This window comes from Mesorhizobium sp. M0778 (genome assembly GCF_040320105.1).
Lineage (GTDB): Bacteria > Pseudomonadota > Alphaproteobacteria > Rhizobiales > Rhizobiaceae > Mesorhizobium.
The window spans coordinates 352,542-369,088 of record NZ_JAMYPA010000002.1 but is presented as its reverse complement, the minus strand read 5'-3'; the positions used below and the strand labels follow the sequence as shown (position 1 = coordinate 369,088).

Annotated in this window: 15 protein-coding genes; 4 read left to right on the top strand and 11 right to left on the bottom strand. The window is 62.6% G+C overall.

All coding sequences use genetic code 11. From position 1 onward, the window contains the following. Nucleotides 1–3 precede the first annotated feature (3 nt). Complete coding sequence (locus NKI22_RS05525) at nucleotides 4–624, bottom strand: DUF1287 domain-containing protein (protein ID WP_051409694.1); 621 nt, start codon at nucleotides 622–624, stop codon at nucleotides 4–6. Between NKI22_RS05525 and NKI22_RS05520 the strand changes: the two genes are divergently transcribed. Both NKI22_RS05520 and NKI22_RS05515 read left to right on the top strand, forming a co-directional pair. Then, nucleotides 623–805: a hypothetical protein gene (locus NKI22_RS05520; protein WP_023720079.1), complete on the top strand. Its 183-nt coding sequence runs from the start codon at nucleotides 623–625 to the stop codon at nucleotides 803–805. The two genes, NKI22_RS05525 and NKI22_RS05520, sit on opposite strands and share 2 nt — an antisense overlap. An 85-nt stretch (nucleotides 806–890) precedes the next feature. Continuing rightward, the gene (locus tag NKI22_RS05515; RefSeq protein ID WP_352851705.1) at nucleotides 891–2,093 is read left to right on the top strand and encodes a DUF2865 domain-containing protein; all 1,203 of its coding nucleotides are present in this window, start codon (nucleotides 891–893) and stop codon (nucleotides 2,091–2,093) included. On the opposite strand, the gene gltX is transcribed toward NKI22_RS05515, so the two are convergent. The 5 genes from gltX to NKI22_RS05490 form a co-directional block, all read right to left on the bottom strand. After that, nucleotides 2,011–3,384, bottom strand: a complete 1,374-nt coding sequence (gene gltX, locus NKI22_RS05510; RefSeq protein WP_352482218.1) for a glutamate--tRNA ligase — start codon at nucleotides 3,382–3,384, stop codon at nucleotides 2,011–2,013. The two genes, NKI22_RS05515 and gltX, sit on opposite strands and share 83 nt — an antisense overlap. A gap of 133 nt (nucleotides 3,385–3,517) precedes the next feature. Further along, complete coding sequence (locus tag NKI22_RS05505) at nucleotides 3,518–5,323, bottom strand: ABC transporter ATP-binding protein (protein ID WP_352814525.1); 1,806 nt, start codon at nucleotides 5,321–5,323, stop codon at nucleotides 3,518–3,520. Between the two features lie 389 nt (nucleotides 5,324–5,712). Next, a complete protein-coding gene (locus NKI22_RS05500; RefSeq protein WP_352482216.1) occupies nucleotides 5,713–6,126 on the bottom strand; it encodes a GNAT family N-acetyltransferase in 414 nt (137 codons plus the stop codon). Between the two features lie 26 nt (nucleotides 6,127–6,152). Further along, the gene (locus NKI22_RS05495; RefSeq protein ID WP_352642699.1) at nucleotides 6,153–7,835 is read right to left on the bottom strand and encodes an NAD+ synthase; all 1,683 of its coding nucleotides are present in this window, start codon (nucleotides 7,833–7,835) and stop codon (nucleotides 6,153–6,155) included. Between the two features lie 65 nt (nucleotides 7,836–7,900). After that, entirely contained in the window at nucleotides 7,901–8,614 is a 714-nt protein-coding gene (locus tag NKI22_RS05490; RefSeq protein ID WP_023720085.1) for a DNA-3-methyladenine glycosylase I, read from the bottom strand. An 84-nt stretch (nucleotides 8,615–8,698) separates the two neighbouring features. Between NKI22_RS05490 and NKI22_RS05485 the strand changes: the two genes are divergently transcribed. Both NKI22_RS05485 and NKI22_RS05480 read left to right on the top strand, forming a co-directional pair. Next, nucleotides 8,699–9,262: a DUF1003 domain-containing protein gene (locus NKI22_RS05485; RefSeq protein ID WP_352814527.1), complete on the top strand. Its 564-nt coding sequence runs from the start codon at nucleotides 8,699–8,701 to the stop codon at nucleotides 9,260–9,262. After that, nucleotides 9,259–9,846 (top strand): DedA family protein, encoded by a 588-nt coding sequence (locus NKI22_RS05480; protein ID WP_352814529.1) that lies wholly within the window; start codon nucleotides 9,259–9,261, stop codon nucleotides 9,844–9,846. Before NKI22_RS05485 ends, NKI22_RS05480 begins: the two co-directional genes overlap by 4 nt. 3 nt (nucleotides 9,847–9,849) lie before the next feature. On the opposite strand, the gene NKI22_RS05475 is transcribed toward NKI22_RS05480, so the two are convergent. The 5 genes from NKI22_RS05475 to mfd form a co-directional block, all read right to left on the bottom strand. After that, nucleotides 9,850–10,437 (bottom strand): hemerythrin domain-containing protein, encoded by a 588-nt coding sequence (locus NKI22_RS05475; RefSeq protein WP_352814531.1) that lies wholly within the window; start codon nucleotides 10,435–10,437, stop codon nucleotides 9,850–9,852. Nucleotides 10,438–10,477: 40 nt separating this feature from the next. After that, nucleotides 10,478–10,837, bottom strand: coding sequence for a diacylglycerol kinase (locus NKI22_RS05470; protein WP_023720089.1), 360 nt, complete (start codon nucleotides 10,835–10,837; stop codon nucleotides 10,478–10,480). 76 nt (nucleotides 10,838–10,913) lie between these two features. Continuing rightward, nucleotides 10,914–11,333: a GFA family protein gene (locus NKI22_RS05465; RefSeq protein ID WP_352958268.1), complete on the bottom strand. Its 420-nt coding sequence runs from the start codon at nucleotides 11,331–11,333 to the stop codon at nucleotides 10,914–10,916. Between the two features lie 147 nt (nucleotides 11,334–11,480). Beyond that, nucleotides 11,481–12,854, bottom strand: a complete 1,374-nt coding sequence (locus tag NKI22_RS05460) for a class II 3-deoxy-7-phosphoheptulonate synthase (protein ID WP_352814533.1) — start codon at nucleotides 12,852–12,854, stop codon at nucleotides 11,481–11,483. Nucleotides 12,855–13,033: 179 nt separating this feature from the next. Then, nucleotides 13,034–16,534 carry a transcription-repair coupling factor gene (gene mfd / locus NKI22_RS05455; protein WP_352958266.1) on the bottom strand — a complete coding sequence of 1,167 codons (3,501 nt, stop codon included), beginning with the start codon at nucleotides 16,532–16,534 and terminating at the stop codon, nucleotides 13,034–13,036. Between the last annotated feature and the right edge of the window lie 13 nt (nucleotides 16,535–16,547).

Sequence of the window (16,547 nt, the reverse complement as noted above, 5' to 3'; positions counted from 1 at the left end):
TTCTCAGATTGGCCCGAACCGGAAATGCCCTGTCTGCCTGAAGGCAAACAAAGTGTCCTCTTCCCTGGCGCCGCCACCGATATTGTGAATGACCAGCCCTCTTGTCGGCACCACAGTGGAGCGATTGGACGACACGATGGCAATATGCGACAGATTGCCGGGCAGCATCTGGGCGACGAGATCCCCAGGCCGATAGTCGGCGGGGTCTTGGCTGACGGGCAAGGCAGCACCGCGCCGCTCAAAATAGACCGCAAGATTGGGCACACGGCGGTGGTCGATGTTGCGGTCGGGCGCTTTCAGGCCCCAAGCCTTCGGATAGGCGGCAAAATTGGCCCGCATATCCTCATGCACCAATTCTTGCAGATCGAGATCGAAGGCGCGGCGATAGGCACGGATCACGACATCCGTGCACACACCCCGCTCGGGCTCAACGTCCCCGCCCGGATAGGCCAGGCGTGTATAGGTCGGATCGTAGAGCGTGGTGACGCCGATCTGCTCACGGGCGGCTTCGACCAATTTGGTGCCCCAATCCGGCGTGATGGGCTTTTCCTGCGCCATGGCAACCGGCATCGCCAGGCACAAAAGACCAAATTGCACTGCGGCTCGACGGGTAATCGCGGTCATGCCAAGCCTCCGGGCATTGCTGGATCCAGGCATTCTTCTGGGCGAATACGCCTTTTTCGTGCAACGCCAGGGTGTCGCGGTCCTGACAATGTCCGAGTATGCCGTGCGGCGTGGTCGATATGACGCGCTGGTTGTGGTCGAAGCCGCGCACAAGGCGCAAGCCATCGCCGATTTGGGCTGAAGCCGGAATCAGCGATATGCTAAACAAACGCTTAACCGCAAGCGCGGTAGCTTTCAGAACGGCAGACAGGCGGAGTTCCGGAGCGATGACGGGCGCACGTTGGAAGCTGACGCGGGCCGCCGCGCTGCTCGGTGCCCTGCTACTGTGCGACATCGCCGTCACTCAGGCGCAGGCCGCCTCCCGCCTCTGCCGCCAGCTTGAAACCGATCTTGCTGCCGCTTCTCGTGGTGGCGGCGGCAAACCGGCCTTGCTCAGGAAATATGACGACGCGATCGCCCGGCAGCGCCAGCAGATTTCAAAGGCCGTCAGCCAATCCAGCAGCGCCGGCTGCGGCTTTTCGCTGTCTCGCCGCAACGCCAACGTATGCGCGGCACTCGACGCCACCATCGATCGCATGGCTGCCAATCTCGACGACTTGCAGGCCAAGCGCGCTGAGCTTGACAGCGGTGGTTCGCGACGCGATCGCGCGCGCGTATTGACCTCGCTTGACGCCAATGGCTGCCGCGACGAAGCGGCGCCATCAAAGCCCGCACCGGTTCGCGAAGCCAGCGATGAAAACGGCAACGGAAACCTGCTCGAGCAGCTTTTGGGCAGTGAATCCGATGCGCCCGACCAGCGTGAAGAGCCCAGCCAGGCTGAAGAGCTAAGTCAGCCGGGCAACATCCGCACCCTGCTCAACAACGCCGACATGGGCCAGCCGCGAGGAGAATTCCGCACCATGTGTGTGCGGACCTGCGACGGTTATTTCTTCCCGATGTCGAATGCTGCCTCGCTCGGCGATTTCGAGCGCGACCAGAAGAATTGCGAATCGAGCTGCCCCGGCACCGAGATGCAGGTTTTCTACACGCGCGGCATGAACAGCGATTCGGCGTCCATGACGTCTTCGGTGACCGGCAGGCCTTATATCGAACTGCCGACGGCCTACCTCTACAAGCAGTCCGACATGCCACGGCCGCCGGCATGCGGCTGCAATGCCGCGCAGAATTTCGAAATCATCGCCGGCAACCCGCCCAGCCCGGAACGATCCGAAGCGAACGTGGAGACCACTCCGTTCATTCCGGTGCCGGTTGCCAGGCCTGATCCGGGCGCCGACCCGGAGACCTTGGCCAACGCGGAAGGCGGCCTCGACCGTGAGGCGATCAGACGCCTTGCCGTCAAACCCGTGCCTTCGCTGACGTCCCTGCCGCCGCCCGAACAGCGCAAGGTCAGGGTCGTCGGGCCAACGTTCCTTCCCGACCCAGCAGCGGCAACAGATCTGCAAGCTCCGGACCCGAAGGCTGTCCCGTAAGCGCCAGCCTCAGCGGCATGAACAGCGCCTTGCCCTTACGGCCGCTCGCCGCTCGGATTTTGCCGGTCCAGTCTTTCCAGACGGTGCCGTTCCAAGGCTCCTCCGGCAGCAGTTCGAACGCCTGGCGAAGAAAGTCGCGGTCATCGTCGGAAAACTCCGCCGGCTCCTCTGGACCGTCGCGAAGTGTGCGCCACCAGATCGCCGCATCGGCCAGCCTGTCGAGATTGCCGCGCACCGCCAGCCAGAAAGGCTCGGCCTGTTCGCCAGAGATGCCGAGCACGATCAGCCGGTCGCGCGCCTCGGAAAAGGGCATGTGGTGCAGCAGCGTGCGGTTGAGCACGAAGAGCTCGTCCGGATCGAATTTGGCGGCGGATTTCGATGTTGCCGCCGGATCGAAGCGCTCGGCAAGTTCAGCCATCGTCGGCACCGCCACGACGTTTTCCGAGGTACCGACGAGTACCGCCAGCGAAGCGACCGCCATTGGCTCTATGCCGCTCTCACGCAGGCTCTGTATGGACAGCGCGCCGGTGCGCTTGGAAAGCCCCTCGCCTGATGCTGTTGTCAGAAGATTGTGGTGGCCGAACACCGGCGGCTCGGCGCTGAGCGCCCGGAACAGGGCTATCTGGACGCCGGTATTGGTGACGTGGTCGTCGCCACGAATGACATGGCTGACGCCCATGTCGATGTCGTCGATCACCGAAGGCAGTGTGTAGAGATAGGTGCCGTCCTCGCGCCGCAGAACGGGATCTGAAAGCGAGGCGAGGTCGACGGTCTCCTCGCCGCGCACCAGGTCGTTCCAGTGGATTTCGGTGCGCTCCGGCTGCAGCGGATCGCTGCTGAAGTTGGGCAGCAGAAAGCGCCAGTGCGGCCGCCGGCCATCGGCCTCATATTCCGCGACCTGCTCGGGTGCCAGCGTCAGCGCCTCGCGGCCATAGACTGGCGGCAGGCCACGCGTGCGGCGCACCTTGCGCCTCAGGTCGAGCTCTTCAGGCGTCTCATAGCAGGCATAGACGAGGCGGGCCTCCTTCAGCCTTTCCAGTGCGGCATCATAGATTTCGACCCGCCGCGACTGATACTCCGTGGCATCGGGGAAGATGCCCAGCCAATGCAGATCATAAAGGATGGCGTCGGAAAATTCCTGCGTCGAACGGGCAACGTCGGTATCGTCGAAGCGCTGGATGAAGCGGCCCTTGTTCTTGATGGCGAACAGCCAGTTGAACAAAGCGGTGCGCGCATTGCCGATATGGATGCGGCCGGTCGGTGACGGGGCGAAACGGACGGTAACTGTCATGAGCGGGGCGTACCGGATGGTTTTGCTGTTGACAAGACGCGCCCCCGCGCTCTGCGGCAGACATAGAACATGACGAAGACGAAGAAAAGACGGCAGCGCCGCGCGTCCATTAAGACGCGCCGCGCCGTAACCGTCAGATCACCAGGCCTTTGGTCAGCTCAAGCGCCTGACGTTCGAACAGCCGGCGGTAGATGCCGCCTTGCAGCCGGATCAGTTGGTCATGCGATCCCTCCTCGACAATGCGGCCGCGATCGAACACCAGAAGCCTGTCCAGCGCGCGCACGGTCGACAGCCGGTGGGCGATGACCAGCGTCGTGCGGCCGACCATCAAGCGCTCCATCGCCTGCTGGATCAGCACCTCCGATTCCGAATCGAGGCTCGACGTTGCCTCGTCCAGGATGAGGATGCGCGCATCGGCGAGGAAGGCGCGTGCGATTGCAACACGCTGACGCTCGCCGCCCGACAGCTTTACGCCACGCTCGCCGACCAACGTGCCATAGCCTTTCGGCAAATCGGCGATGAAGTCATGCGCGCTGGCCAAGCGCGCCGCGTGCTCGATCTCGGCCTGCGTGGCGCTCGGCCGGGCATAGGCGATGTTTTCAGCCAGCGACCGGTGGAACAGGATCGGCTCCTGCTGGACAATCGCGATCTGTGCGCGCAGCGACGCCTGCGCGACATTGGCAATATCCTGGCCGTCGATCAGGATATTGCCCGCAGTCACGTCATAGAGGCGCTGGATCAGCTTGACGAACGTGGTCTTGCCGGAGCCCGAATGGCCAACCAGCCCGACCCGCTCGCCCGGAGCGATATCCACCGAAAAGTCCCGATAAAGCGGCAAGCGGTGGCTACCGTAGTGGAACGTGACATTGTCGAAGGTGATACGGCCATCGGTGATCCGGATCGGCTTGGCTCCGGGCCGATCCTCGATGCCGAGTGGTTCGGACTGGAAGTCGACCAGTTCCTCCATGTCATTGATCGAGCGCTGCAGATTGCGGATATGCGTGCCGATGTCACGCAGATAGCCTTGCAGCACGAAGAATGAGGTCAGCACGAAGGCGACGTCGCCGGCGCTCGCCTGCCCCCACGACCACAAAAGCAGGGAAAAGCCGATGACCGCTGCCCTCAAAAGCAGCAGCATCGTGCCTTGCGTGGTGCCGTTGACGGTGCCGCGCACCCAGGTGCGCCGCGTGCGTGCGCGCCATTTGGCGACGACGTCGGCAAGCCGTGTCTCCTCGCGCTCCTCAGCGCCAAAACCCTTGACCACGGCGTTGCAGCTCACCGCATCGGCCAGCGAGCCGCCAAGCCGCGTATCCCACGCATTGGCAAGCCTTGCCGCGGGGGCGACATAGCCGAGCGACAGCATCGTCGTTACGCCGATGAACAGCACCGAGCCCGTCGCGACGACCGCGCCCATCAGCGGCCAGAACCAGCCGAGCAACAGCGTCGAGCCGACAAGCATGACGACCGACGGCAGCAGCGCGATCAGGATCGTGTCGTTGAGCAGGTCGAGCGCCCACATGCCGCGCGTTATCTTGCGCACCGTCGATCCGGCGAAGCTGTTTGCGTGCCAGTCGGTGGAGAAGCGCTGGACGCGGTGGAAGGCATCGGCGGCGATGTCGGCCATCATCTTCAGGGTCAGTTCGACGATGGCCATGAAGGCGAGATTGCGCAGCACGACACCGGTGAGCGCCAGGGCCACCAGCATCGAAAAGGCAGCCGTCGCGGCATTCCATGCGACATCGTCGGCAGTGGCACTGCTGGCAACGGCGTCGACCAGCCGGCCGGAATAGAGCGGCGTCAGCACGTCGGCCAGGGTCGACAGCAGGAATGTGGCCATGATCAGCGAAAGCCGCCACGGCTGGCGCCGCCAATGACTGAGCGTAAAACCAAGAACGCTGCGAAAGGCGCCCGCGCGCAAATCTATTCGAAAACGAGCCATGATGTCATTCGGGCGCAAACGAGCCCGATCCCGGAAAGGTCGAAATTGAAAAAACCGCGTCGGGCGAATTAGCACCCAAGGAAAGCGGAGGTTCGGCACATTTGGCGGCTCGCCCGAATACGGGCGGCGACCGGCATCGACGAACGCCTGTTCTCAGCTCGGCTTCGCCGCAAAGGTAAGAACCTTCGGGCTCACCGATTGGGACCTAGGCTTCGCGGCCTCGCATAACGATGTCAAATCCTGGCATTTCGGTCCTCCCCAAGGGGATCGCGGAAAGGCGTTTATAGAGACGCCTCAACGCCGCGCCAAGTCAGTAGATGGTCGAAAGCGCATCTGGTCCAACCAGTGAGACGATTTTGCAACAACGGTCGGTTGTGCGCTGCCTCTGTTCAGGCTGCCGGGACGCGGTCGAGGCGCATATAGCGGCCGTCGGTGGAAGGCCTGAAGCCGAGCTTCTCGTAGACCGCGTGGGCATCGTTGGTAGACAGGCTCCAGTGGGTGACAGTCTTGCAATCCGGGTGGTCGATAAGCGCCTGGACAAGCCGGGTCCCGATGCCTTGCCCGCGATACCCGGGCCAGACAATGATGTCGGCGAGATAGGCAAATACCGTACGGTCGGTGATCGCCCGGCCAAAGCCGACTTGATTGCCGCCGACATAGGCGCCGACGCACAGTGAGTTGGCAAAGGCGCGGCGGTGCAGTTCATCGCTGCGGCCGCTGCCCCAATAGCTCTCCTTCAAAATGTCGGACGTCGCCCGGAAGTCGATCTGCGACAGGTCGAAGCTGATTTCAAAGTTGGCCATGGCTAAACCGTTATGCAGCCAATCGCCTACCCGCCATCCCTGAACCGGTTGGTAATAGGATAGCGGCGGTCGCGGCCAAAATTCTTCCTGGTGATCTTCACACCGGGTGCCGCCTGCCGGCGCTTGTATTCGGCGACGTAAAGCAGGTGCTCGACGCGCGTCACCGTCGCCCGGTCATGGCCGCGCGCAACGATCTCATCGACACCCATCTCGTTCTCGACCAGACACTCCAATATGTCGTCGAGCACTGGATAGGGCGGCAGCGAATCCTGGTCGGTCTGGTTCTCGCGCAGTTCCGCCGAGGGCGCCTTGTCGATGATATTATTCGGGATCACCTCGCCGGACGGACCGAGCGCACCCGGCGGCACATGCGCGTTGCGCCAGCGCGACAGCGCATAGACCTGCATCTTGTAGAGGTCCTTTATCGGGTTGAAGCCGCCATTCATGTCGCCATAGAGCGTGGCGTAGCCTACCGACATCTCGCTCTTGTTGCCGGTAGTGACCACCATCGAGCCGAACTTGTTGGAAATCGCCATCAGGATGGTGCCACGGGCCCGGCTCTGCAGGTTTTCCTCGGTGATGCCTTCCTTGGTGCCCTCGAAAAGCTGCGTCAGTGTGTGCAGGAAGCCCTCGACCGGCTCGAAGATCGGCACGATATCGTAGCGGCAGCCGAGCGCGCGCGCGCAGTCTTCGGCATCCTTCAGCGAGTCCTTCGAGGTGTAGCGGTAAGGCATCATCACCGCCCGCAGCCGTTCCTCGCCGAGCGCATCGACGGCAAGTGCTGCGCAGATCGCCGAATCGATGCCGCCGGAGAGGCCGAGCACGACATTCTTGAAGCCGTTCTTGTTGACGTAATCGCGCAGGCCCAACATGCAGGCGCGATAGTCGGCCTCCTCCTTCTCCGGGATTTTCGACATCGGTCCATCAGAGCAGACCCAGACGTCATTCTTTCGCTTCCAGGTGGTGACGTTGACCGTCTCCTCGAACTGGCTCATCTGGAAGGCCAGCGTCTTGTCAGAGCCTATGGCAAACGACGCGCCGTCGAAGATCAGCTCGTCCTGGCCGCCAAGCTGGTTGGCATAGATAATCGGCAGTCCGCATTCGATGACCTGGCGGATGACGATCTGGTGGCGGACGTCGACCTTGCCGCGGTAATAGGGCGAGCCGTTCGGGACCAGCAGGATTTCCGCGCCGCTTTCGGCCAGCGTCTCGCAGACAGCAACCGCGCCCCAGATATCTTCGCAGATCGGTATCCCCACGCGCACGCCGCGGAAATTGACCGGCCCCTGGATCTCGGGTCCGGCCTGGAAGACGCGCTTCTCGTCGAACTCACCGTAATTCGGCAGGTCGAGCTTGTAGCGTTCGGCAAGGATCTTGCCGCCATCGGCAAAGATGATCGAATTGTGCGTGCCGGTCTTGCGCTTCAGCGGCGTGCCGATGATGACGCCCGGGCCGCCATCGGCGGTATCGCCGGCGAAGTCCTCGGCAGCCCGCTCGCAGGCCTTCAGGAAGGCGGGCTTCAGCACCAGATCCTCAGGCGGATAGCCGGCCAGGAAAAGCTCGGTGAACAGCACGAGATCGGCGCCTTGGCGGGCGGCATCCGCCCTCGCCTCGCGCGCCTTGGCAAGATTGCCGGCGACGTCGCCGACCGTCGGATTGAGCTGGGCGACGGCGATGCGCAATATGTCTGGAGCGGTCTTGTCGATCATGCCTGTGGGTTTAGCGCGGCAAAATTCGTCCGGCAATGGCGTTCGTTTGGACCAAACAATCGGTCCTATTCGCCCATATATTCGCGTAGCGCCTCCGGCGGATGGTTCTCGCCGATCGACATTGCCAGAATGCGCGAAATGTGTCGGCGCGGCAGCTCGGTCTCCGCCGCCCAGGCGTTGATCTGCACCTGGATCTTGTCTAGGTCCTTCTTCGATGTCGGGCTCTGCGCGATGTCGAGCCCGGCGTCGCGCAGCGCTGCCGCCATGTCGGCCGAGACGATGAAGGCGTCCCACTCCAGCCAGCGCAGAAAATACTGGCCGGTATTGCCGCCGAGCCGGCTCCCGTGCTTGCCGAGATAAGCCATCAGCCCGACCTGATCGCCGGCCGGCCAGTCGGCGAGGAACTTGCCGAAGCTGCCATGCTCCTTCGACACGCGCTCGACGAAGGCTGCGTTGTCGCGTACCGACTTGATCTTCTGCGGATTGCGCACGATGCGCTTGTCGGCGGTGAGATCGTGCCAGAAATCGTCAGGCTGGAACAGCAGCCGCTTCGGCTCGAAGCCAAGAAATGCTTCCTCGAAACCTGGCCATTTCTGCTCGATGACGCGCCAGACGAAGCCGGCGGCAAAGACCCGTTCGGCCATGGTCGACAGGATCCGGTCATCCGCAATCTTTGCCAGCGCGGCATTGTCGGGCGTAGGGCCCAGCAGCGACGTCAGCGCTGCCTCACCGCCTTTGCGTTTCGCCGCACGGGCGCGAATCTTCTGAAAATCCACCATTGTTTCCTGACCCCATCGCGTCAATCTACCACTTCCCGTATGAACCGGCAGCTTCTACCTCTATCGCTGACGACGGAGGCGACGATGAACAAAACGATCGAGGACCTGGCAAACCGCTGGCTGAAGCGAAAGCCGGACGGCCTCAGCGCGCTCGAAAGCCGGGTGCTGCAATCAACGCTCGAGCGCACCACGATCTCCAAGGACACCAACAAAGCCGTCGCCTTTCACCAGACGTTTGGCGACCGCCTGGCTGACACCATCGCCCGGATCGGCGGTTCGTGGTCCTTCATCCTGACATTCATTGGCTTCCTGATCCTGTGGACGGCAGGCAATGTCTGGCTCTTGTCGCGCGCCGCCTTCGATCCCTATCCTTTCATCTTCCTCAATCTCGTGCTTTCCATGGTTGCTGCCCTGCAGGCGCCAGTGATCATGATGGCGCAGAACCGCCAGACCGAGCGCGATCGTATCGACGCCGCCCACGACTATGAGGTTAATCTCAAGGCCGAGATCGAGATCATGGCGTTGCATGAAAAGTTCGACGAACTGCGCCACAGCCAGATCATCGGCATGCGCGACGAGATCGCCCGGCTGGCCGAGCAGGTGAAGCGCATCGACGAGATTCTGTCGAAGCAGCGGACGTCTTCATGACGGAAGCCATTCATCGTCTCATTGAGCAATATGGGCTGGTCGCGGTTTTTCTGGGCTGCGTCGCCGAGGGCGAAAGCGCCGCCATCCTTGGCGGTTTCTTTGCGCATCAGCATGTCTTCGTCCCGTGGCAGGCCTTCCTCGCGGCGGCGCTCGGCGCCTTCGGTGGCGACACGTTCTTTTTCATCCTGGGACGGAGCTTCGCCGACCATAAATTCGTGATCGGACTCCGAGCCCGGCCGGGTTTCAGCCACGCCTACCGCCTTGTCACCTCTCATCCCAACATTTTCGTGCTGTCGAATCGCTACATCTATGGCCTGCGCCTGGTCGGTGGTATCGCGGCCGGGCTGTCGGGCATTGCGGCTGCGCGCTTCGTCATCCTCAACGCCATCTCGTCGGTAGTCTGGGCGGCACTGTTCTGCACTGTCGGTTATGTCTTCGGGCTGGGCGCGGAGCGCATCGTCGGTCAGGCGCTGGCCCGCCACGAGCGGTTGCTGATCGCCCTGGTCATCGGTCTCGTTGTGGCCATCTTCGGCTGGCTGGCGTCGCACGTCCTCGCCAAGAAGGAGCTTCGCAAGGAAAGCTGATCATCAATCAATGCCGAGCGCGCGGTCGCCCTTCTCGAGGATCAGCGGAATGATCAGGTCTTCCTCGTCGGCAAGATGCCGGGTCAACATGGCGATCAGCCGGCTGTTCTCGTCGGCATAGACATCGGCGGCGAAGCGCTGTTTGTCCTCGCTCTCCTGAAGCGTGCCGATGAAGGCATTTGCCGCCTCGGCATTGCGCTCCAGTCCCTCATGGATTGTGTGGTGATCGGCATCCAGGATTTCGAAGCCGCGCTTCAGACGAGTCTCGGCCCTGGCGAAGACCGGGAAATAGTGATGGTCCTCGACATTGTGGTGGCCGTCGAGATTGCCGAGGAAATGATTGAGGCGCGGCGCGAACCAGCGTGCGAATTCCGGCGCGTTCAGCCTGCCCTCACGATAATCGCCAATGCCGTTGGTGAGCATGCCGCCAACGTCGCGGAACATGTCGTGCCGCTGCAGCCACATATTGGCCATACCGTGGATGTTGGCATGCGCCTGCCAGTCCTCACGCGGATATTTTTCCACCAGCCAGCGCAGATCGTCCGGCAGGCCCTCACGTTCAAGCAGCAGAAATCCGGCGGTATCGGCCATATCGGTCTCCTCGATTAACCGGCATGTGGTGCCTGAAACCTCAGATCGGTACCCCAACGATGCGCTCGATGACTGCGACGCCCCAGACGCCGGCGACGATCACCACCGAAATCAGCACCGCCAGCGAACCGCAATCCTTGGCTAGCTGGATGTCGATGTTGAATTCGCGGCTGAACGCGTCGCATGCCGCCTCAATGCCGGTGTTCAGCACTTCGATCATGATCATGAGCAGCACCGCACCGATCAGCAGGGCATAGCCGCGCCACGATTCTGAAAGGAACCAGCCGAGCGGCAGCGCAAGCACAAGCAGGACCAGTTCCAGCTGGAAGGCCTCCTCGCCGGCGGCCAGTTTGCGAAACGCCCGCACCGAATTGTAAAAAGCGTCGATCAGCCGCTGCATGCCAAAACCCTTCGGAATCACCGGCAGGGGATAGCGCAATGGCTGGATCAAGGGAATAAGGCGGCCTCTTCAAAAATCAGCCGTCTGCTACCTTGATCGACGGCGTCGACTTCTCGAACTGCGGCAGCCCATCGTCGATCGCGTAGTAATCGCCCTTGTCGCCGACGAAGATATGACATTCCCCTTGAAGTCCGGTTGGCGCGTCGAACAGGCCGGCCATGACCGAAACGTAGCCACCCTCCATCGGTTTCCAGAACAGCAGCGATCCGCATGTCTTGCAGAAACCGCGCCTGGCAAACGAAGATGCCTCGTACCAGATGACGTTCTCTGCGCCGGCGATTGTGATGTCGCGATCGGCGACATTGGTTGCAGCATAAAAATGCCCGCTCTGCTTTCGGCACTGCGAGCAATGGCAGTAGATAACGCCGCGTAGCGGTCCTCGCGTCTGCAACCGCACTGCCCCGCACAAGCATGATCCGCTGTGACTGTCAGCCATCTCGGCCTCCCAATGCAATTGCCATCGCTTGGCAGGATTCCAGTTTTGCGCGCGTTAGGCACGAGCAAATGCGACACCCGCCGGATTGAATACAAAAAGCGCCGGATTTCTCCGGCGCTTTTTCAATACATCAAAGTTCAGATCGCATCAGCCGTTGACGGCCTGCTTGTGCTGGACCGGATGGCTCTTCTTGAGCAGATCGGACACCAGGAAGGCTAGCTCGATCGCCTGGTCGGCATTGAGGCGCGGGTCGCAATGGGTGTGGTAGCGATCCTGCAGCTCTTCGGCGGTGATGGCGCGGGCACCACCGGTGCACTCGGTGACGTTTTTGCCGGTCATCTCGATGTGGATGCCGCCGGGATGCGTGCCTTCGGCGCGATGCACCTCGAAGAAGGTCTGCACCTCCTTCAGGATGCGGTCGAACGGCCGTGTCTTGTAGCCGGCGGCCTCGATGGTATTGCCATGCATCGGATCCGACGACCACACCACGCTGCGGCCTTCCTTCTGCACCGCGCGCACCAGTTTGGGCAGATGTTCGGCGACCTTATCGGAACCGAAGCGGGCGATCAGCGTCAGCCGGCCAGGCTCGTTCTCCGGATTGAGCAGGTCGATGAGCTGCAACAGGCCGTCCGGCGTCAGCGACGGGCCACATTTCAGGCCGAGCGGGTTCTTGATGCCACGGCAGTATTCGACATGCGCGTGGTCGGGTTGGCGCGTGCGATCGCCGATCCAGATCATGTGGCCGGAGGTGGCGTACCAGTCGCCCGAAGTCGAATCGACGCGGGTCAGCGCCTCTTCATAACCGAGCAGCAGCGCTTCGTGGCTGGTGTAGAAATCGGTCTCGCGCAGTGCGTAATTGGTCTCCGAGGTGATGCCGACGGCCTTCATGAAGTCCATCGTCTCGGTGATGCGGTTGGCGAGCGACTCGTATTTCTCGCCCTGCGGGCTGTCGGACACGAAGCCGAGCATCCATTGATGCACGTTCTCCAGGCTGGCGTAGCCGCCCTGGGCGAAGGCGCGCAACAGGTTGAGCGTCGCCGCCGACTGGCGGTACGCCATCTCCTGCCGCGCAGGATCGGGAATGCGCGACTTGGCATCGAACTCGATGCCATTGATGATGTCGCCGCGATAGCTGGGCAGCGTCACACCGCCCTTGGTCTCATTGTCGGACGAGCGCGGCTTGGCGAACTGGCCGGCGACACGGCCGACCTTCACCACCGGCTGCGCGCCGGCGAAGGTCAGTACCACCGACATCTGCAAAAAGACGCGGAAGAAGTCGCGGATATTGTCGGCGCCATGCTCGGCGAAGCTCTCGGCGCAATCGCCACCCTGCAGAAGGAATGCGTCCCCGGCAGCGACGGCTGCAAGCTGCTTCTTCAGCTTGCGCGCCTCACCTGCAAAAACCAACGGCGGAAAGGTGGCGAGCTGGGCTTCCGTGTTCCTCAGCGCGACAAGGTCCAGATAGGCAGGAACCTGCTGGATCGGCTTAGCTCTCCACGAATTCGGCGACCATTTCGTCATCGAAGCACCCAACGCTCTTTCGCACGGACGCCATCGCCCGCCAATCCGCCCAATATGGGGTCGCGGCTCCATACACGAAGCCGATTTCCTATTCTAGACCGGAATTGGCCGCGTGGCGAATGGGCACGGCACGGTGAAAGTGCCGGTGCGGCTGTGCCCAGAGCACCAGCGACACCCTGCTACGCCGCCGCCTTCTCCACCAGCCGTGCCAACTGCGTCATGACAACCGCCGAGCCTGCCAGCCGCTTTTCGGGGGTCGGCCAGTCGCGGCTGAAGACGACGCTCTGGTCGGGCCGGATCTTGGCCAGCGAGCCCTGTTCGCCGATGAGCTTGACCAGCCCGACCGGATTGGGGAATTCCCGCTTGCGGAAATGGATGACGACGCCTTTCGGCCCGGCGTCGAGCTTCTCGACGTTGGCCTTGCGGCAAAGCGCCTTGATGAAGACGATCTTCAACAGATGTTTTACCTCTTCCGGCAGCGTCCCGAACCGGTCGATCAGCTCGGCGCCGAAAGCATCGATCTCTGCCGTATTTTCGAGATCGCCAAGACGGCGATAGAGCGCCAGCCTGAGCTGCAGGTCCGGGACATAGCTTTCCGGGATCATCACCGCTGTGCCGACGGCGATCTGCGGCGACCAGCCGCCGTCCTGCACCTCGCCGGAATCCTTCACTTCGGCCACCGCCTCCTCCAGCATCTGTTGGTAGAGCTCGAAACCAACCTCCTTGATGTGGCCCGACTGCTCTTCGCCGAGCAGATTGCCGGCGCCGCGGATATCGAGGTCGTGGCTAGCCAGTTGGAAACCGGCGCCGAGCGTATCGAGCGACTGCAGCACTTTCAGCCGACGCTCGGCTGTATCGGTGAGCTTGCGGTTGGCGGGCAGTGTGAACAGCGCGTAGGCGCGCACCTTCGAACGGCCGACACGGCCGCGCAGCTGATAGAGCTGCGACAGTCCGAACATATCGGCGCGGTGCACTATCAGCGTGTTGGCGGTCGGGATATCGAGGCCGGATTCGACGATGGTGGTCGACAAAAGCACATCGTACTGGCCGTCATAGAAGGCGTTCATGATGTCGTCGAGTTCGCCCGGCGGCATCTGGCCATGCGCCACCGCCACTTTCAGCTCAGGCACGGATTCGCGCAGAAAATCATGGATTTCCGCGAGATCGCTGATGCGCGGCACGACATAGAAGGAATGGCCGCCACGGTAGCGCTCGCGCAGCAACGTTTCGCGGATGACCAGCGGATCGAAGGGCGAGATGAAGGTGCGCACTGCCATGCGGTCGACCGGCGGCGTAGCGATCAGCGACAGCTCGCGCACGCCGGTCAAGGCAAGCTGCAACGTTCGCGGGATCGGCGTCGCCGACAAAGTCAGGACGTGGACGTCGGTCTTCAGGTCTTTCAGCCGTTCCTTGTGCTTGACGCCGAAATGCTGCTCCTCGTCGATGATCAGCAGGCCGAGATTCTTGAACGAGATCGAGGAGCCGAGCAGCGCGTGCGTGCCGACGACAATGTCAACCTGACCTTCGGCGATGCCCTTCTTGGCCTCGGCCAGTTCCTTGGCGCCGACCAGCCGCGAGGCCTGGGCGACACGGATCGGCAGGCCCGAGAAGCGCTGCGAGAAGGTCTTGAAATGCTGGCGCGACAACAATGTCGTCGGCACCACCACCGCCACCTGAACGCCTTCCATCGCCGCGATGAAGGCGGCGCGAAGTGCAACTTCGGTCTTGCCGAAGCCGACATCGCCGCAGATCAGCCGGTCCATCGGCTTTCCGGCGCCTAGATCATCCATGACCGAATCGATCGCCGTCTGCTGGTCATCGGTCTCCTCATAGGGAAAACGCGCTGCAATCTCGCCATAGAGGCCTTCCGCCGGCACCAGCGCCGGTGCGGCCCGCATCTGCCGCTCGGCGGCGATGCGGATCAGCTGCCCGGCCATGTCGAGCAGGCGCTTCTTCAGCCGCGCCTTGCGCGATTGCCAGGCGCCGCCGCCAAGCTTGTCGAGCGTCGCCTCGGCCGAATCCGAGCCATAGCGCGACAGCAGCTCGATGTTTTCCACAGGCAGGAACAGCCGATCATCGCCGGCATAGTGGATTTCGAGGCAATCGTGAGGCGCACCAACCGCCTCGATGGTACGCAACCCGATGAAACGGCCAATGCCATGATCGGAATGGACGACAATATCGCCCGAGGACAACGCCGAAGCCTCGGCGATGAAGTCGGACGCGCGCTTCTTGCGCTTCGAGCGTCGGATCAGCCGGTCGCCGAGAATGTCCTGCTCGGCGACAACGACCAGTTTCTCCGTCTCGAAGCCGGATTCGAGCGGCAGCACGGCCAGTCCCGCCTGCCCCGGCTCAAGCCTTTCGGCTTCGGCAAGCGTCGCCACCGGCTTCAGATTGCCAAGATGATGCTCGGCCAGGATCTGACCAAGCCGGTCGAGCGAACCCTCGGTCCAGCCGGCGACGATGACGCGGCGGCGTGCAGCGCGCTCGTCGGAAATGTGTTTTACGACGACGTCGAAAACGTTGGCGCTAGGGTCGGCGCGTTCCTCGACGAAGCTGCGGCCGTGGCGCGAGCCGGCATGGAACACCTTTTTCGCACCGGCATCGGGCGCATCGAACGACGTGAAGTCTATTGCTTCGCGCGGGCCAAGCGAGGCAATCAGGTTCTCTGGCGACAGATAGAGCAGATCCGGCGGCACCGGCTTGTAGGGCACCGCGTCCTTCAAGGCGCCGTCGGCCTGCTTCTTGCGCGCTTCGTAGTGGTCGAGGATCAGAGTGTGGCGCTCGGCCAGTGCCTCATGCGCCAGATGGTCAAAAACCACAGGCGCGTCGGGTAGATAGTCGAAGACGGTTTCCAGCCGCTCATAGAAGAACGGCAGCCAGTGCTCCATGCCGGCAAACCGCCTGCCCTCGCTGACCGCCGCATAGAGCCCATCGTCGCGCGAGGGTGCGCCAAAGGCTTCGATATAGGCACGGCGGAAGCGGCTGATGGTTTCCGGCGTCAGCGCCACCTCGCTCATCGCCTGCAACGCCATCGACTTGCGCTGGCCGGTGGTTCTCTGTGTTGCGGTGTCGAAGACGCGGATCGATTCCAGCGTATCGCCGAAGAAATCGAGGCGCAGCGCCTCCGCCCATCCGGGCGCGAAGAGATCGAGGATGCCGCCCCGCACTGCAAATTCGCCGATGCCGCGCACCGTCGGTACCCGCTCGAAGCCGGAAGTCTCCAGCCGCGACACCAGTACGTTCATGTCGATCTGGTTACCGGGCTTGGCGTGAAAGGTCTGCGCCTCGACGAGTTCCGCCGGCGGAATGCGCTGAAGCAACGCATTCGCGGTGGTGAGAATGACGGCGCGGTGCGGCCTCTTCGCCAGCGCAATCATTGCTGCCAGCGCATCGAGCCGCCTTGCGGCGGCATCGGCGCCGGGCGAGACGCGGTCGTAAGGCAGGCAATCCCAGGCCGGCAGTTCCAGCACCGGCAGGCCCGGCGCGGCAAAGGCAAGCGCCTCGACGATCGCCGGCAGACGCTGGCCGTCGCGTGCCACGAAAAGCACCGGCTTGTCAGGGGCGATCTCGTGCGCAGCCTGCACCAGCGCAAAGGCTTCGTAGCCGTCGGCGACGCCATCGACAATGAACTGGCCGGCGCGGCCTTTCGGCAGACCGATCGTAGGGATAAGGCTCATGGCTACACGTTGT

Bases quoted from the DNA above. Each gene is read 5' to 3' on its own strand.
- NKI22_RS05520 (WP_023720079.1), top strand. From the start codon at position 623: ATGCCAAGCCTCCGGGCATTGCTGGATCCAGGCATTCTTCTGGGCGAA.
- NKI22_RS05525 (WP_051409694.1), bottom strand. From the start codon at position 624: ATGACCGCGATTACCCGTCGAGCCGCAGTGCAATTTGGTCTTTTGTGC.
- NKI22_RS05515 (WP_352851705.1), top strand. From the start codon at position 891: ATGACGGGCGCACGTTGGAAGCTGACGCGGGCCGCCGCGCTGCTCGGT.
- gltX (WP_352482218.1), bottom strand. From the start codon at position 3,384: ATGACAGTTACCGTCCGTTTCGCCCCGTCACCGACCGGCCGCATCCAT.
- NKI22_RS05505 (WP_352814525.1), bottom strand. From the start codon at position 5,323: ATGGCTCGTTTTCGAATAGATTTGCGCGCGGGCGCCTTTCGCAGCGTT.
- NKI22_RS05500 (WP_352482216.1), bottom strand. From the start codon at position 6,126: ATGGCCAACTTTGAAATCAGCTTCGACCTGTCGCAGATCGACTTCCGG.
- NKI22_RS05495 (WP_352642699.1), bottom strand. From the start codon at position 7,835: ATGATCGACAAGACCGCTCCAGACATATTGCGCATCGCCGTCGCCCAG.
- NKI22_RS05490 (WP_023720085.1), bottom strand. From the start codon at position 8,614: ATGGTGGATTTTCAGAAGATTCGCGCCCGTGCGGCGAAACGCAAAGGC.
- NKI22_RS05485 (WP_352814527.1), top strand. From the start codon at position 8,699: ATGAACAAAACGATCGAGGACCTGGCAAACCGCTGGCTGAAGCGAAAG.
- NKI22_RS05480 (WP_352814529.1), top strand. From the start codon at position 9,259: ATGACGGAAGCCATTCATCGTCTCATTGAGCAATATGGGCTGGTCGCG.
- NKI22_RS05475 (WP_352814531.1), bottom strand. From the start codon at position 10,437: ATGGCCGATACCGCCGGATTTCTGCTGCTTGAACGTGAGGGCCTGCCG.
- NKI22_RS05470 (WP_023720089.1), bottom strand. From the start codon at position 10,837: ATGCAGCGGCTGATCGACGCTTTTTACAATTCGGTGCGGGCGTTTCGC.
- NKI22_RS05465 (WP_352958268.1), bottom strand. From the start codon at position 11,333: ATGGCTGACAGTCACAGCGGATCATGCTTGTGCGGGGCAGTGCGGTTG.
- NKI22_RS05460 (WP_352814533.1), bottom strand. From the start codon at position 12,854: ATGACGAAATGGTCGCCGAATTCGTGGAGAGCTAAGCCGATCCAGCAG.
- mfd (WP_352958266.1), bottom strand. From the start codon at position 16,534: ATGAGCCTTATCCCTACGATCGGTCTGCCGAAAGGCCGCGCCGGCCAG.